The organism is Superficieibacter sp. (assembly GCF_032071645.1).
GTDB lineage: Bacteria > Pseudomonadota > Gammaproteobacteria > Enterobacterales > Enterobacteriaceae > Superficieibacter.
Genome location: NZ_DAMAPU010000002.1, coordinates 94,431 through 110,072, shown reverse-complemented (window position 1 = coordinate 110,072; position 15,642 = coordinate 94,431). Strand labels below are relative to the sequence as shown.

Genomic DNA, 15,642 nt, shown 5'->3' with positions numbered 1-15,642 from the left:
AAAAAGGGGCCAAAAGCCCCTTTTGAAATAGTTGCCGGGTGGCGCTTCGCTTCCCCGGCCTGCACAATCCTCTGCAAGGATTAAGCGATGGTACGTTGGATCTCAATGATCTCGAACACTTCGATCATATCGCCAACGCGAACGTCGTTGTAGTTCTTCACGCCGATACCACATTCCATGCCGTTACGGACTTCGTTGACGTCATCTTTAAAGCGGCGCAGGGATTCCAGCTCGCCTTCATAGATAACCACGTTGTCGCGCAGTACGCGGATTGGGTTGTGACGTTTGATCGTACCTTCGGTAACCATACAGCCAGCAATTGCGCCGAATTTCGGTGATTTGAACACGTCACGAACTTCTGCCAGACCGATGATCTGCTGTTTCAGTTCAGGGGACAGCATACCGCTCATCGCCGCTTTCACTTCGTCGATCAGGTTATAGATGACCGAGTAGTAGCGCAGATCCAGGCTTTCGGATTCAATCACTTTACGGGCAGAGGCATCCGCACGCACGTTGAAGCCTACCAGGATCGCGTTGGACGCAGCAGCCAGGGTCGCGTCGGTTTCGGTGATACCACCTACGCCAGAACCGATGATCTTCACTTTCACTTCGTCGGTAGACAGTTTCAGTAAAGAGTCGGAGATCGCTTCCACAGAACCCTGAACGTCCGCCTTCAGCACGATGTTCACTTCGTGAACTTCGCCTTCGGTCATGTTGGCAAACATGTTCTCGAGTTTAGATTTCTGCTGGCGAGCCAGTTTAACTTCGCGGAATTTGCCCTGACGGTACAGCGCAACTTCACGCGCTTTCTTCTCGTCACGGACAACGGTCACTTCATCACCCGCAGCCGGAACGCCGGACAGACCGAGGATTTCCACCGGAATGGACGGACCCGCTTCCAGCACTTCCTGACCCAGTTCGTTACGCATCGCACGAACACGACCGTATTCGAAGCCGCACAGCACGATATCGCCTTTATTCAGCGTACCTTCACGAACCAGGACGGTGGCAACCGGGCCACGACCTTTATCAAGGAAGGATTCGATAACCGCGCCGCTCGCCATACCGTTGCGGATTGCTTTCAGTTCGAGAACTTCAGCCTGCAACAGGATGGCGTTCAGCAGGTCGTCAATACCCGTACCCGCTTTCGCAGAAACCGGGATGAACTGCGCTTCGCCGCCCCACTCTTCCGGCATAACGCCGTACTGGGAGAGTTCGTTTTTAACGCGATCGAGGTCAGCTTCTGGCTTATCGATTTTGTTCACTGCAACCACCAGCGGGACCTGCGCCGCTTTCGCGTGCTGGATAGCTTCGATGGTCTGCGGCATCACGCCGTCGTCCGCTGCAACAACCAGCACAACGATGTCGGTCGCCTGCGCACCACGAGCACGCATGGAGGTAAACGCGGCGTGGCCCGGGGTATCCAGGAAGGTAATCATACCGTTGTCAGTTTCAACGTGGTATGCACCAATGTGCTGGGTAATGCCACCTGCTTCGCCGGATGCCACTTTCGTAGAACGAATGTAGTCAAGCAGCGAGGTTTTACCGTGGTCAACGTGACCCATGATAGTCACAACCGGTGCGCGCGGTTCAGCAGCAGCGCCAGTGTCACGGTCGCTCATTACCGCTTCTTCCAGTTCGTTTTCACGACGCAGGATCACTTTGTGGCCCATTTCTTCAGCCACCAGCTGTGCGGTTTCCTGGTCGATGACCTGGTTGATGGTGGCCATTGCGCCCAGTTTCATCATCGCTTTGATGACCTGAGAGCCTTTGACCGCCATCTTGTTAGCCAGATCGCCAACGGTAATGGTTTCGCCGATCACGACGTCACGGTTAACAGCCTGTGCAGGCTTCTGGAAGCCCTGCTGTAAAGATGAACCTTTACGGTTTTTGCCACCTTTACCACCGCGAATAGCCGCGCGGGCTTCTTCACGATCGGCTTTCGATTCGGAGTGCTTGTTGCCTTTTTTCGGGCGCGGCGCTTTCGCGGTACGCGTACGACCACGTCCGCCTTCTACTTCACGGTCGTTATCGTCTTCAGCCTGGCGAGCATGTTGAGAAGTGGTGACATGGTAGTCGCTGCTGTCTTCAACAACATCAGCAACAGGAACACCGTTCTTCTCATTTTCTTCAGCCATACGGCGGGCTTCTTCAGCGACGCGACGAGCTTCTTCTTCCAGCTTACGGCGGGCTTCTTCTTCCGCTTTACGCTTCAGCTCGGCAGCTTCATTCTCACGGCGGGCTTTCTCAGCCTGGGCGGTTTTAGTCATATCGTCTTGTTGATTGCTCACTTTGTCTTTTTCCGCAGCTTCACGTTTCGCTTTATCAGCGGCTTCACGCTTAGCTTGTTCTGCGGCCTCACGTTCGGCTTTTAATTGCGCCTCGCGTTTGGCTGCTTCTTCAGCCTCACGACGGGCTTGCTCTTCCGCTTCACGCTGCGCCTGCTCTTCCGCCGCGAGACGTTCTGCCTCTTGCGGGTCACGTTTCACAAAGGTGCGCTTCTTGCGGACTTCGATTTGTACCGATTTGCTTTTTCCACCGGTACCAGGAATGTTTAAAGTACTGCGCGTTTTACGCTGTAAAGTCAACTTATCCGGGCCTGCGCCGTGTTCACGGTTCAGGTGGGCCAGTAAGGTTTGTTTCTCTTGCGCGGACACAGAATCATCAGCAGACTTACGGATACCTGCATCAGCAAATTGCTGTACCAGGCGATCCACGGAGGTCTGAATCTCTGCGGCCAGCGTTTTTACGGTTACATCTGTCATGCTGTTCCTTCCTGCTACAGTTTATTACGCTTCGTCACCGAACCAGCAAATATTACGGGCAGCCATAATCAGCTCACCGGCTTTTTCGTCGGACAAACCTTCGATATCAGCCAGATCATCAATGCCCTGGTCGGCGAGATCTTCCAGCGTACAAACACCACGGGCAGCCAATTTGAACGCCATTTCGCGATCTAATCCTTCCAGATTCAGCAGATCGTCAGCCGGTTTGTTATCACCGAGGCTCTCTTCATGGGCCAGTGCCAGAGTGGTCAGTGCGTTTTTAGCACGCTCGCGCAGTGCTTCAACGGTGTCTTCATCAAGACCATCGATTTCCAGCAGTTCTTTCATCGGCACATAGGCCAGTTCTTCCAGCGTGGCAAAGCCTTCTTCTACCAGTACCGTCGCGAAATCTTCATCGATATCGAGATATTTGGTGAAGGTGTCGATAGCGGCATGCGCTTCCGCCTGATGCTTCGCCTGCAGGTCGTCAACGGTCATCACGTTGAGTTCCCAGCCGCTCAGCTGCGAGGCCAGACGCACGTTCTGACCATTACGGCCAATCGCCTGTGCCAGGTTGCCAGCTTCAACAGCAATATCCATCGTGTGTTTGTCTTCATCAACCACGATGGACGCGACGTCTGCCGGAGCCATCGCATTAATGACAAACTGTGCCGGATTATCATCCCACAGCACGATATCAATGCGTTCACCGCCCAGCTCAGTCGACACCGCCTGCACGCGCGCACCGCGCATACCGACGCAAGCACCGACCGGATCGATACGCTTGTCGTTGGTCTTCACCGCGATTTTGGCTCGGGAGCCCGGATCGCGTGCAGCCGCTTTGATTTCGATAACTTCTTCGCCGATTTCTGGCACTTCAATGCGGAACAGTTCAACCAGCATTTCTGGCTTAGAACGGGTCACGAAAAGCTGAGCACCACGAGCTTCCGGGCGCACAGCGTACAGAACGCCACGAATACGGTCGCCTGGACGGAAGTTTTCACGCGGCAGCATGTCTTCGCGCAGAATAACGGCTTCTGCATTGTTGCCGAGATCTAAAGAGATGTTATCGCGGTTTACTTTCTTCACGACGCCGGTGATGATTTCGCCTTCGTGCTCGCGGAACTGATCGACGACCATTGCGCGCTCAGCTTCACGTACTTTTTGCACGATAACCTGCTTGGCGGTCTGCGTGGTGATACGGTCAAAGGTCACAGATTCGATCTGATCTTCAACGTATTCACCCACGTTCAGGCTTTCATCTTCAAAACGGGCCGCTTCAAGAGTGATTTCTTTGGTCGGCTGGGTCACTTCTTCAACGATAACCCAACGACGGAAGGTGTCGAAGTCGCCGCTTTTGCGATCGATTTCTACGCGAACGTCGATCTCTTGTTCGTATTTTTTCTTTGTCGCCGTTGCCAGTGCGCTTTCCAGCGCTTCGAAAATCTTCTCGCGCGGCAGCGCTTTTTCGTTGGAAACAGCTTCAACAACAGCCAAAATTTCTTTATTCATCGGGGCCTTTCACCTCAATCCAGACTGTTAAAAGTGGGGAACCAGGTTCGCCTTCTGGATGTTACTCAGCGCGAACACTTCATCTTTGCCTTCAACCGTAACCGTGATCATCTCACCGTCTACCGCTTTGATAATGCCCTGCCATTTACGACGGTTTTGTACCGCCATTCGCAGGACCAGCGCCACCTCTTCACCCAGGAAACGCGTATAGTGTTCAGCAGTAAACATTGGACGATCAAGACCCGGCGAGGAAACCTCCAGGTTATAGGCGACGGTAATAGGATCTTCGACGTCCATAACGGCGCTCACCTGATGGCTCACATCAGCACAATCATCAACATTGATGCCATCTTCACTATCAATATAGATGCGCAGTGTCGATGTACGACCGCGAATAAATTCGATGCCGACCAGTTCGAAGCCCAACGCTTCAACCGGTGCTGTAATCATCTCTGTTAATTTTTGCTCTAATGTGGACAAGCCCACCCCCAAGACATAAAAAAAGGGCGTAAAGCCCAGTTATTCTGTAGTCAGATAACAAAAAACCCCGATAAATCGGGGCTTTAGATAACTGAACCCTATAGCCGCAACTGCGGCCTGGAGAACCTTCCGAAAGAATTTTTTTCAAATTCAGCGCCGAAGGCCAACGTCTTCACGACTATTTGAAAAAGAACTCTAAGGGAAAGTGGTTGCGGGGGCCGGATTTGAACCGACGACCTTCGGGTTATGAGCCCGACGAGCTACCAGGCTGCTCCACCCCGCGCCTGAAACGTGGCAAATTCTACGCGTATTGAGTAGAAAATGCAAATAATGCTGGGATTTGGTACCGAAGACGGGACGTAAAACCGGCTTGTATTATAGGGAAAAATAGCGCGCTGTGTCAAGGACGATGCCCGGGCATTTCCTGCCCGGTACAGGCAGCATAAAAACGCAGCCTCTGTGCATAGAGGATAGCGAGAGATGAAGGATTTGTTGTTGAAAACATCACTAACCACTTTCGATCTCCTAAAAAAGATGTTTAAATGAAAACTCACTTAAATTGCATAAACATGCACTAACAACCAGAGATGATTTCTCCATAGTCTACCAGGCAGGGTTTATTTTATGACGACGATTCTCAAGCATCTTCCGGCAGGTCAACGTATTGGTATCGCTTTCTCCGGCGGTCTGGACACCAGCGCGGCGCTGCTGTGGATGCGACAAAAAGGGGCAGTTCCTTATGCCTATACCGCCAACCTGGGTCAGCCGGATGAAGAGGACTATGATGAGATCCCACGTCGGGCGATGGAGTATGGCGCAGAAAACGCTCGTCTGATCGACTGCCGTAAACAACTGGTTGCGGAAGGCATTGCAGCGATTCAGTGCGGCGCGTTCCATAATACCACTGGCGGCCTGACCTACTTCAACACTACGCCGCTGGGCCGCGCGGTTACCGGCACCATGCTGGTTGCCGCCATGAAAGAAGACGGCGTCAATATCTGGGGCGATGGCAGCACCTATAAAGGCAACGATATCGAACGTTTCTATCGTTACGGCCTGCTAACCAACGCTGAATTGCAGATTTACAAGCCGTGGCTGGATACCGACTTTATTGATGAACTGGGCGGCCGTCATGAGATGTCCGAGTTCATGATTGCTTGTGGTTTCGACTACAAAATGTCCGTCGAGAAAGCCTATTCCACCGACTCCAACATGCTCGGTGCCACGCATGAAGCGAAGGATCTGGAATTCCTGAACTCCAGCGTAAAAATCGTTAACCCGATCATGGGCGTAAAGTTCTGGGACGAAAACGTCAAAATCCCGGCAGAAGAAGTGACCGTGCGTTTTGAGCAGGGGCATCCGGTGGCGCTGAACGGCAAAACTTTCAGCGATGACGTAGAGATGATGCTGGAAGCCAACCGCATCGGTGGTCGTCACGGGCTGGGCATGAGCGATCAGATCGAAAACCGCATCATTGAAGCTAAAAGCCGTGGTATTTATGAAGCCCCAGGTATGGCGCTGCTGCATATTGCTTATGAGCGTCTGCTGACCGGCATTCATAACGAAGACACCATTGAGCAATACCATGCGCATGGCCGTCAACTGGGCCGCCTGCTGTATCAGGGCCGCTGGTTTGACTCTCAGGCGCTGATGCTACGTGATGCCCTGCAACGCTGGGTCGCCAGCCAGATCACCGGTGAAGTTACGCTGGAACTGCGTCGCGGTAATGACTATTCAATCCTGAATACGGTTTCCGATAACCTGACCTACAAACCAGAGCGTCTGACGATGGAAAAAGGCGACTCCGTATTCTCGCCTGACGATCGTATCGGTCAGCTCACCATGCGTAATCTGGATATTACAGATACCCGTGAGAAACTGTTTGGCTATGCCAAAACCGGCCTGCTCTCCTCCTCCGCCACGACTGGCGTACCGCAGGTAGAGAATCTGGAAAATAAGGCGAAGTAACTGTTTACTTACACCAGCCCCTGATGGGCTGGTGATTTTCTTCCGATATTGACGCCCTTTCTGCATCAGCAGCACATCTCTGATAATCCAGTTCTGCTACCAGCCTCTACTGTGAATCGGGCACTCATGCGTATTTTGCTCGCGCCCCCATCTCACCTGCCTTTTATAAGGCACAACCAGCAATGATGGAAAAGGGAGATCAACACGTTGAGCGGGACAAATCAGCCCTGTGCGCATGAAGAGGATGAGTGACAAACGACAGACGAAAAAAAAGACGCTGTTAGCGTCTTTTTTCGGAATATTGGTACTGAGGATGGGACTCGAACCCACAAGCCCGTTAGGGCACTACCACCTCAAGGTAGCGTGTCTACCAATTCCACCACCTCAGCACAGATACTACTATTAGTGCGGGATATCGCTGGTCGGCTGAGCCGGAGCAGCTGGCTGAGTTTCGGTTTTCGCCGGTGCACTCAGATTTTCCCACTCGCTTCCTTTATTGGCCTTGTTACTGTTGATATTACCGAGCACCAGGCTAATGATGAAGAACAGTGTTGCCAGCACGGCCGTCATGCGGGTCATGAAGTTACCAGAACCACCTGAACCAAACAGCGTACCAGAAGCGCCTGCACCAAAGGAGGCTCCCATATCAGCGCCTTTACCCTGCTGCAGCATAACCAGACCAACAAGGCCGATTGCCACAATAAGGAAAACTACTAAAAGAGCTTCGTACATAATTAACCTGTTCCTTGCGGAGTTGCCGCATACCAATTGCTTCGACCAATATCGTGGGAGCATTTATGCTTTCCCACTGAAGCGGGTGTGAATACTAACCAAAGAGATCGCCCTTCGCAAGAGCAATTTCAACGCATTGTATCGAATGCGGAAAAAAACAGCAAATCGGCACAAGCCGTGCGCAAATCCCGGTTATTACAGGTGTTTAACGCCTGTTTTTTGTTCTCTTCTGCTGTCACCGTTGAATGCCTGTACCCGCTAAATTTCTTCGCAATATTCCAGCCTTTTCATACTGGAGGATAAACAGCAGATACAAAAAAGCGCCCTTGCTGAAAGGACGCTTTCACGAAGGATTAAACCGCTTTTACCGCATCCGCTATTTTATGCGCGAACGCCGTGACCTGAGCTTCGTCTTCCCCTTCCACCATTACCCGAATCAGGGGTTCGGTGCCGGATTTGCGCAGCAGCACGCGCCCACGTTTACCCAGCGCCGCTTCAACGTCGGCCAGCGCCGCTTTCACCGTATCATGTTCCAGCGGATCGCTGGCACCGGCAGCAAAGCGCACGTTGACGAGGATCTGCGGGAACATTTTCATGCCGCTACACAGGTCGTGCAGGCTCATATGGTTGCGCACCATCGCGGCGACAACCTGTAGCCCCGCCACGATACCGTCACCGGTAGTGGTTTTATCCAGCAGAATCACGTGGCCGGAGTTTTCTGCCCCGATGCGCCAGCCCTTCTCCTGCATTTTTTCCAGCACGTAGCGGTCGCCGACTTTGGCACGGGTAAAGGGAATGCCGAGCTGTTTCAGCGCCAGCTCCAGTCCCATATTGCTCATCAGCGTGCCGACCGCGCCACCGCGCAACTGCCCCTGACGCAGCGCTTCGCGGGCGATGATATACATAATCTGATCGCCATCGACACGCGTTCCTTCGTGATCGACCATGATCACCCGGTCGCCATCGCCGTCAAAAGCAATGCCGAGCTGAGCTTTTTCAGCCAGCACCCGCGCCTGCAACGCCCGGACGTCGGTAGCCCCGACTTTCTCGTTGATGTTTACACCGTCCGGCTCGCAGCCCATGGTGATAACTTTCGCGCCCAGTTCACGGAACACGTTTGGCGCGATGTGATAGGTCGCACCGTTAGCGCAGTCAACCACGATTTTCAGTTCGCTAAGGCTCAGTTCGTTCGGAAAAGTGCCTTTGCAAAATTCGATATAGCGGCCTGCGGCATCAACGATGCGACTGGCTTTACCCAGTTCAGCCGAATCTACGCAGGTGATCTCTTTTTCCATCTCGGCTTCAATGGCTTCTTCGACTTCATCCGGCAGTTTGGTGCCGTCGATGGAGAAAAATTTAATGCCGTTATCGTAATACGGGTTATGTGAAGCGGAAATAACAATACCCGCTTCCGCGCGGAAAGTGCGGGTCAGATAAGCCACGGCAGGCGTTGGCATGGGACCGGTGAACGAAGCGGAAAGCCCGGCGGCGGCAAGACCAGCCTCAAGCGCGGATTCCAGCATGTAGCCAGAAATACGCGTATCTTTGCCGATAATGATTTTACGCGAACCGTGACGCGCCAGCACCTTCCCTGCCGCCCAACCCAGCTTAAGCACAAAATCCGGCGTGATCGGCGCGTCGCCGACGCGGCCACGGATGCCATCGGTACCAAAATATTTACGGTCACTCATAACGTCTGTTTTCCTTAGCTGATAATGTCGCTTCCACCACACGCATTGCGTCTACGGTTTCTTTTACATCATGTACACGAATGATCTGTGCTCCCTGCATCGCTGCAATCACCGCGCAGGCGAGACTGCCGCTCAGCCGCTCGGAAGGCCCGGCGTTAAGCAGTTGACCGACCATCGATTTGCGCGACATGCCTACCAGCAGCGGCAGGCCAAAATGGTGCAACTCTGATAAACGTGCAAGAAGCGTGTAATTATGCGAGAGATTTTTACCGAAACCGAATCCCGGGTCGAGCAACAATTTCTCTTTTGCGATCCCGGCAGCTTCACAGCGTGCGATTTGGTCAATGAAGAAGCGGTTAACATCGGCAAAAACGTCATCGTAGTGCGGCGCTTCCTGCATCGTTTTCGGCTGCCCCTGCATATGCATCAGGCAGACCGGCAAACCGGTTTGTGCTGCAGCTTCCAGCGCACCCGGCTCGTTCAGGGAGCGGATATCATTAATGATGTGAGCGCCCACTCTCGCCGCTTCGCGGATCACTTCCGGTTTGGAGGTATCGACGGAGATCCATACCTCAAAGCGCTGGGCGATGGCTTCCACTACCGGGATCACCCGCGCCAGTTCTTCTTCCACGCTGACGTCCGCCGCGCCGGGCCGCGTTGATTCGCCGCCGATGTCAATAATGCTCGCCCCTGCGTTAATCATCAGATTGGCGTGTTTAACCGCATCTGTCAGTGAATTATGCGCGCCGCCGTCGGAGAAGGAGTCGGGCGTGACGTTAAGAATGCCCATCACATGCGGATAAGCCAGATCGAGCGCGGAGCCCTGGGCAACGAGTTTCATGAAAACCCCTGTTATTTTTTTGCTAGCCGGATAAAGAAAAGCCCCGGAGCACTGCTCCAGGGCTTTAGATACTACAGCAGCGGACTTATTTGTCGCCAGCCTGCGTTTACATGGTGTTGCCAGGGTTTGGCGTACGGGGTTCATCCACCGGACGCGGCGCGCGTGGCGTACCGTTGTTATCGGAATTGCCGGACGTTCCTGCATCTTCCCAACCTGCTGGCGGACGCACATCGCGGCGTGCCATCAGGTCGTCAATCTGCGGTGCGTCAATGGTCTCATATTTCATGAGCGCATCTTTCATCGCGTGCAGGATGTCCATGTTGTCGTCCAGAAGATGGCGTGCGCGATTGTAGTTACGCTCAATCAGGGATTTAACTTCCTGGTCGATAATACGCGCCGTTTCATCAGACATATGCTTCGCTTTCGCGACGCTACGGCCGAGGAACACTTCACCTTCTTCTTCCGCGTACAGCAACGGACCGAGTTTTTCCGAGAAGCCCCACTGGGTGACCATGTTACGCGCCAGGTTAGTCGCGACTTTAATGTCGTTCGACGCGCCGGTAGACACATGTTCAACGCCGTAGATAATCTCTTCGGCCAGACGACCGCCGTACAGGGTGCTGATCTGGCTTTCCAGCTTCTGACGGCTGGCGCTGATTGCGTCGCCTTCAGGCAGGAAGAAAGTCACACCCAGCGCACGACCGCGCGGGATAATCGTTACTTTGTGTACCGGATCGTGTTCCGGTACCAGGCGACCGATAATCGCATGGCCTGCTTCGTGATACGCGGTAGATTCTTTCTGCGCTTCTGTCATCACCATGGAGCGGCGTTCCGCACCCATCATGATTTTGTCTTTCGCTTTCTCGAATTCGACCATCGACACGACGCGTTTGTTTCCGCGAGCGGCAAACAGCGCAGCTTCGTTGACCAGGTTAGCCAGGTCTGCACCGGAAAAGCCCGGCGTACCGCGCGCAATGATTGCGGCGTCGACATCCGGCGCCAGCGGCACGCGACGCATGTGAACTTTAAGGATCTGTTCACGACCACGCACGTCTGGCAGACCAACCACAACCTGACGGTCAAAACGGCCCGGACGCAGCAGCGCAGGGTCGAGAACGTCCGGGCGGTTAGTCGCCGCAATGACGATGATACCTTCGTTACCTTCGAAGCCGTCCATTTCTACCAGCATCTGGTTCAGCGTCTGTTCACGTTCATCGTGACCCCCGCCGAGACCCGCGCCACGCTGGCGACCTACAGCATCGATTTCGTCAATAAAGATAATGCACGGTGCTGCTTTCTTAGCCTGTTCGAACATGTCACGCACACGGGATGCACCGACACCAACGAACATTTCTACGAAGTCAGAACCAGAAATCGTGAAGAACGGTACTTTCGCTTCACCTGCAATCGCTTTCGCCAGCAGGGTTTTACCGGTCCCCGGAGGGCCGACCATCAGCACGCCTTTCGGAATTTTACCGCCCAGCTTCTGGAAGCGGCTCGGTTCACGCAGGTATTCAACCAGTTCTGCAACCTCTTCTTTTGCTTCGTCACAGCCCGCGACGTCGGCAAAAGTGGTTTTAATCTGGTCTTCCGTCAGCATACGCGCCTTGCTCTTACCGAACGACATAGCACCTTTGCCACCGCCGCCCTGCATTTGACGCATGAAGAAGATCCAGACGCCGATCAGCAGAAGCATCGGGAACCAGGAGATGAAGATTGAAGCCAGCAGGCTCGGCTCTTCCGGCGGTTCGCCAACAACTTTCACGTTCTTGGTCAGCAGGTTATCAAGCAGTTTAGGATCGTTAACCGGAATGTAGGTCGTATAACGGTTACTATCTTTCTTGGTAACGTTGATTTCACGTCCGTTTATACGAGCTTCGCGAACCTGGTCCTGGTTGACCTCTTGCAGGAAGGTAGAATATTCCACCTTATGTCCGTTAGACTCGCTGGGCCCAAAGCTCTGGAATACTGACATCAGCACGACGGCAATGACCAGCCAGAGAATTAGGTTTTTCGCCATGTCACTCAAGGGATTAACCTCTTATTACAACTGTGTTAAAAACAGCGTCAGGATACTCTATATCCAGCGTCTTTCAAACTTTCGCCTGAAATCTACCAGTTATGCTTTTCGCCCGGTCGCTACAATGTACACTTCGCGTGAACGTGCCCGCGAAGAGTCCGGCTTACGAACTTTAACCTTCGTAAACAGAGAGCGAATTTCCCTTAGATACTCATCGAAACCTTCGCCCTGAAACACCTTCACTACAAAACCGCCGCCCGGTGCTAAGACGTCACGACACATCTCCAGCGCCAGTTCCACCAAATACATGGAGCGGGGAATATCCACCGCAGGCGTTCCGCTCATGTTTGGTGCCATATCTGACATGACAACCTGGACCTTACTGTCACCGACTCGTTCCAGTAACGCCTTCACCACGAGTTCATCACGAAAATCGCCCTGAAGGAAGTCCACACCAACGATAGGATCCATAGGTAAAAGATCGCACGCGATGATGCGGCCCTTGTTACCAATTTGCGTGACCACATACTGTGACCAGCCTCCTGGTGCCGCACCGAGGTCGACAACCGTCATCCCCGGCTTAAAAAGTTTGTCACTTTGCTGTATTTCATCAAGTTTAAACCAGGCACGGGAACGTAACCCTTTTTTCTGTGCCTCTTGAACATATTTATCGCTAAAGTGTTCCTGAAGCCAGCGACTTGAACTGGCAGAACGCTTTTTACCTGTCATTTAACATTCCCACGAGGGTAGCTCATCGTAGCCTGCGACGTAAATTTCTACGCTGCAATTTGGCGATATAAGGGAGATGGCGGTAGAATGAACCGTTTTCAATCCCAACGTAAGTAAAAATATACGATGAATCTTAGTACGAAACAAAAACAGCACCTGAAAGGTCTGGCACATCCGCTCAAGCCAGTCGTTATGCTTGGCAATAATGGTTTGACCGAAGGGGTGCTGGCCGAGATTGAACAAGCGTTAGAGCACCATGAACTCATCAAGGTGAAAATTGCCACGGAAGATCGTGAAACCAAAACCCTGATCGTGGACGCTATCGTGCGTGAAACCCGTGCCTGCAATGTACAGGTCATCGGTAAAACGCTGGTACTCTATCGCCCAACAGCAGAGCGTAAAATCTCGCTGCCTCGTTAATAATATCCTGATTTGCGCACGGTTTCTGTGCAAAACAGGGGCATTTAACGGGCAGAAGAGCAAAATGCCACGCTCTTAGCGTTGATAAAAGGCCGCTATGCGGCCTTTTTCTTATCTTTACAATACGTCAGCGCAGACGCTTAAAGATATTCTACCTTGATGATTTCGTATTCTACTTCGCCGCCCGGCGTGCGGATCACGACAACATCATCCTGCTCTTTACCCACCAGGCCACGGGCGATGGGTGAATTCACTGAAATCAGATTCTGTTTAAAATCAGCTTCGTCGTCACCTACGATGCGGTACGTTTGTTCTTCATCGCTATCGAGGTTGAGGACGGTCACAGTAGAGCCAAAAATCACCCGGCCATTGTTCGGCATTTTACTGATATCAATAACCTGCGCATTCGACAGCTTGGCTTCGATATCTTTAATGCGGCCCTCGCAGAAACCCTGCTGTTCACGCGCTGCGTGATATTCGGCATTTTCTTTCAGGTCGCCGTGTTCGCGCGCTTCTGCAATGGAAGCAATGATTTCAGGGCGACGCACGGATTTCAGGAAATCCAGTTCTTCGCGCAGTTTTTCTGCACCGCGTAAGGTCATCGGAATAGCTTGCATGTTATACCTCTTTAACGTTCCTTCAGGAGGCTGCAACCCGCCGCCTCCGTTTGCCTGTCCACGCTGTGGCAGGACAGAAGCAAAAGAAAACTGACCCGGAAGCGAAGTCCCAGGTCAGCAGCAATTTTTCAATTTGATAACTATTTTACCCTGAAGTTCAGTACGGGTCATCGTTTACTTTACAGGGCGTTGCGCCGTAGTATGACGGCTTGTTTCCAGGTTGTTAGCGCGAGATTATGCGATTTTCCAGATTTATCATCGGATTGACTACCAGTTTAGCGTTTTGCGCACATGCAGCAAATGTTGAAGAGTATGTAAATCAGCTCCCGGCGGGCGCAAACCTTGCTCTCATGGTGCAAAAGGTGGGAGCGCCGACGCCTGAGATCGACTACCACGGTCAACAGATGGCGCTGCCAGCCAGTACTCAGAAAGTCATCACTGCGCTCGCGGCCCTGCTTCAGCTTGGGCCAGATTTTCGTTTTACGACCACGCTTGAGAGTAAAGGCAGCGTGGATAACGGCATATTGAAAGGCGATCTTATTGCCCGTTTCGGCGCAGATCCCACCCTGAAGCGTCAGGATCTGCGTAATATGGTCGCCGCTCTGAAAAACGCCGGGGTGAAGCAAATCGATGGCAACGTCCTGATCGATACGTCGATTTTTGCCAGCCACGATAAAGCCCCGGGCTGGCCCTGGAACGACATGACCCAGTGCTTCAGCGCCCCACCTGCCGCCGCGATTGTGGATCGAAACTGTTTTTCCGTTTCACTCTACAGCGGGCAGAAAGCGGGCGATCTAGCGTTTATTCGCGTGGCCTCATTCTATCCGGTGACGATGTTCAGTCAGGTCCGCACGCTGGCACGCGGTTCCGCCGACGCTCAGTATTGCGAACTTGATGTGGTGCCAGGCGAGCTTAACCGCTTTACGCTGACCGGCTGCCTGCCGCAGCGCGCCGAACCGCTGCCGCTGGCGTTCGCCATTCAGGATGGCGCAAGCTATGCCGGGGCCATCCTGAAAGATGAGCTAAAACAGGCTGGCATCACTTACTCCGGGACGTTACTGCGCCAGACGCTGCAAAATGAAGCGGGAACGATTATTGCCAGTAAACAGTCCGCGCCCCTGCACGATCTGCTTAAGATTATGCTGAAAAAATCGGACAACATGATTGCCGATACCGTCTTCAGGATGATCGGTCATTCGCGTTTTAACGTTCCGGGGACCTGGCGTGCGGGTTCCGATGCAGTAAGGCAGATCCTTCGCCAGCAGGTCGGCGTGGATATCGGGAATACGATTATTGCCGACGGCTCCGGTCTGTCTCGCCATAATCTGATTGCTCCCGCCACCATGATTCAGGTGCTGCAATATATTGCCCAGCACGACAATGAACTTAATTATATCTCGATGCTGCCGCTGGCAGGCTACGATGGCTCGCTACAATACCGCGCCGGGCTGCACCAGGCGGGCGTAGATGGCAAAGTGTCAGCTAAGACCGGTTCCCTCCAGGGCGTATATAACCTGGCGGGCTTTATCACTACCGCCAGCGGACAGCGGATGGCGTTCGTGCAATATCTTTCAGGATATGCGGTTGAACCGACCGATCAGCGTAACCGCCGTATTCCGCTGGTACGCTTTGAAAGCCGGTTATACAAGGATATCTATCAGAATAACTGAGTCCAGCGGCGGGAGGGACCCTGCCCTGCGTCTGTTTTAGTCAGTACGCAGAGTACCGCATACATTGCCGGGCAGGAGGTGGTGTCTATTCAGTGACCATAAATGCCTTTATCTGGATGAGATAAACGTCACTATTATTTTCGCAGGTCGCATTCCACTTTTTTATTGGCTCAGAAAAAAGGGCCGATAAATATCGG

General features: G+C 53.0%; 12 protein-coding genes and 2 tRNA genes. 3 read left to right on the top strand and 11 right to left on the bottom strand.

Translation table 11 applies throughout. The features are described from left to right. Positions 1-80: 80 nt before the first annotated feature. The 4 genes from infB to RT197_RS04790 form a co-directional block, all read right to left on the bottom strand. Positions 81-2,765, bottom strand: a complete 2,685-nt coding sequence (gene infB / locus RT197_RS04805) for a translation initiation factor IF-2 (RefSeq protein ID WP_312947866.1) — start codon at positions 2,763-2,765, stop codon at positions 81-83. A gap of 24 nt (positions 2,766-2,789) precedes the next feature. After that, the gene (gene nusA, locus RT197_RS04800) at positions 2,790-4,277 is read right to left on the bottom strand and encodes a transcription termination factor NusA (RefSeq protein ID WP_312947863.1); all 1,488 of its coding nucleotides are present in this window, start codon (positions 4,275-4,277) and stop codon (positions 2,790-2,792) included. A 27-nt stretch (positions 4,278-4,304) separates the two neighbouring features. Beyond that, on the bottom strand, positions 4,305-4,757 hold the full coding sequence (rimP, locus tag RT197_RS04795; protein WP_312947860.1) for a ribosome maturation factor RimP: 453 nt from the start codon (positions 4,755-4,757) through the stop codon (positions 4,305-4,307). Positions 4,758-4,963: 206 nt separating this feature from the next. Continuing rightward, a tRNA-Met gene (locus tag RT197_RS04790) sits at positions 4,964-5,040 on the bottom strand. 341 nt (positions 5,041-5,381) lie between these two features. On the opposite strand from RT197_RS04790, the gene argG reads away from it, so the two are divergent. Further along, positions 5,382-6,725: an argininosuccinate synthase gene (argG, locus tag RT197_RS04785; protein ID WP_312947857.1), complete on the top strand. Its 1,344-nt coding sequence runs from the start codon at positions 5,382-5,384 to the stop codon at positions 6,723-6,725. Positions 6,726-7,027: 302 nt separating this feature from the next. Here the strand turns inward: argG and RT197_RS04780 are convergent. The 6 genes from RT197_RS04780 to rlmE form a co-directional block, all read right to left on the bottom strand. Continuing rightward, positions 7,028-7,114 (bottom strand) — tRNA-Leu (locus tag RT197_RS04780). A 13-nt stretch (positions 7,115-7,127) separates the two neighbouring features. Next, the gene (gene secG, locus RT197_RS04775; protein WP_312947856.1) at positions 7,128-7,457 is read right to left on the bottom strand and encodes a preprotein translocase subunit SecG; all 330 of its coding nucleotides are present in this window, start codon (positions 7,455-7,457) and stop codon (positions 7,128-7,130) included. Positions 7,458-7,810: 353 nt separating this feature from the next. Beyond that, positions 7,811-9,148: a phosphoglucosamine mutase gene (gene glmM, locus RT197_RS04770; protein WP_312947853.1), complete on the bottom strand. Its 1,338-nt coding sequence runs from the start codon at positions 9,146-9,148 to the stop codon at positions 7,811-7,813. Next, positions 9,141-9,989: a dihydropteroate synthase gene (gene folP / locus RT197_RS04765; protein ID WP_312947851.1), complete on the bottom strand. Its 849-nt coding sequence runs from the start codon at positions 9,987-9,989 to the stop codon at positions 9,141-9,143. Before folP ends, glmM begins: the two co-directional genes overlap by 8 nt. Positions 9,990-10,095: 106 nt before the next feature. Beyond that, complete coding sequence (ftsH, locus tag RT197_RS04760; RefSeq protein ID WP_312947849.1) at positions 10,096-12,009, bottom strand: ATP-dependent zinc metalloprotease FtsH; 1,914 nt, start codon at positions 12,007-12,009, stop codon at positions 10,096-10,098. Between the two features lie 99 nt (positions 12,010-12,108). Further along, positions 12,109-12,738 carry a 23S rRNA (uridine(2552)-2'-O)-methyltransferase RlmE gene (rlmE, locus tag RT197_RS04755; RefSeq protein ID WP_312947847.1) on the bottom strand — a complete coding sequence of 210 codons (630 nt, stop codon included), beginning with the start codon at positions 12,736-12,738 and terminating at the stop codon, positions 12,109-12,111. Positions 12,739-12,864: 126 nt separating this feature from the next. On the opposite strand from rlmE, the gene yhbY reads away from it, so the two are divergent. Continuing rightward, positions 12,865-13,158, top strand: coding sequence for a ribosome assembly RNA-binding protein YhbY (gene yhbY / locus RT197_RS04750; RefSeq protein WP_312947845.1), 294 nt, complete (start codon positions 12,865-12,867; stop codon positions 13,156-13,158). A 140-nt stretch (positions 13,159-13,298) separates the two neighbouring features. Here the strand turns inward: yhbY and greA are convergent, their stop codons facing one another. Then, positions 13,299-13,775 carry a transcription elongation factor GreA gene (greA, locus tag RT197_RS04745; protein ID WP_312947843.1) on the bottom strand — a complete coding sequence of 159 codons (477 nt, stop codon included), beginning with the start codon at positions 13,773-13,775 and terminating at the stop codon, positions 13,299-13,301. Between the two features lie 236 nt (positions 13,776-14,011). Here greA and dacB point away from each other — a divergent pair, with 236 nt between their 5' ends. Then, complete coding sequence (gene dacB, locus RT197_RS04740; RefSeq protein ID WP_312947841.1) at positions 14,012-15,445, top strand: serine-type D-Ala-D-Ala carboxypeptidase; 1,434 nt, start codon at positions 14,012-14,014, stop codon at positions 15,443-15,445. Positions 15,446-15,642 lie beyond the last annotated feature (197 nt).

What these genes read in the sequence shown, in the direction of transcription:
- infB (WP_312947866.1), bottom strand. Translation starts at nt 2,765, where the DNA reads ATGACAGATGTAACCGTAAAAACGCTGGCCGCAGAGATTCAGACCTCC.
- nusA (WP_312947863.1), bottom strand. Translation starts at nt 4,277, where the DNA reads ATGAATAAAGAAATTTTGGCTGTTGTTGAAGCTGTTTCCAACGAAAAA.
- argG (WP_312947857.1), top strand. Translation starts at nt 5,382, where the DNA reads ATGACGACGATTCTCAAGCATCTTCCGGCAGGTCAACGTATTGGTATC.
- secG (WP_312947856.1), bottom strand. Translation starts at nt 7,457, where the DNA reads ATGTACGAAGCTCTTTTAGTAGTTTTCCTTATTGTGGCAATCGGCCTT.
- glmM (WP_312947853.1), bottom strand. Translation starts at nt 9,148, where the DNA reads ATGAGTGACCGTAAATATTTTGGTACCGATGGCATCCGTGGCCGCGTC.
- folP (WP_312947851.1), bottom strand. Translation starts at nt 9,989, where the DNA reads ATGAAACTCGTTGCCCAGGGCTCCGCGCTCGATCTGGCTTATCCGCAT.
- ftsH (WP_312947849.1), bottom strand. Translation starts at nt 12,009, where the DNA reads ATGGCGAAAAACCTAATTCTCTGGCTGGTCATTGCCGTCGTGCTGATG.
- rlmE (WP_312947847.1), bottom strand. Translation starts at nt 12,738, where the DNA reads ATGACAGGTAAAAAGCGTTCTGCCAGTTCAAGTCGCTGGCTTCAGGAA.
- yhbY (WP_312947845.1), top strand. Translation starts at nt 12,865, where the DNA reads ATGAATCTTAGTACGAAACAAAAACAGCACCTGAAAGGTCTGGCACAT.
- greA (WP_312947843.1), bottom strand. Translation starts at nt 13,775, where the DNA reads ATGCAAGCTATTCCGATGACCTTACGCGGTGCAGAAAAACTGCGCGAA.
- dacB (WP_312947841.1), top strand. Translation starts at nt 14,012, where the DNA reads ATGCGATTTTCCAGATTTATCATCGGATTGACTACCAGTTTAGCGTTT.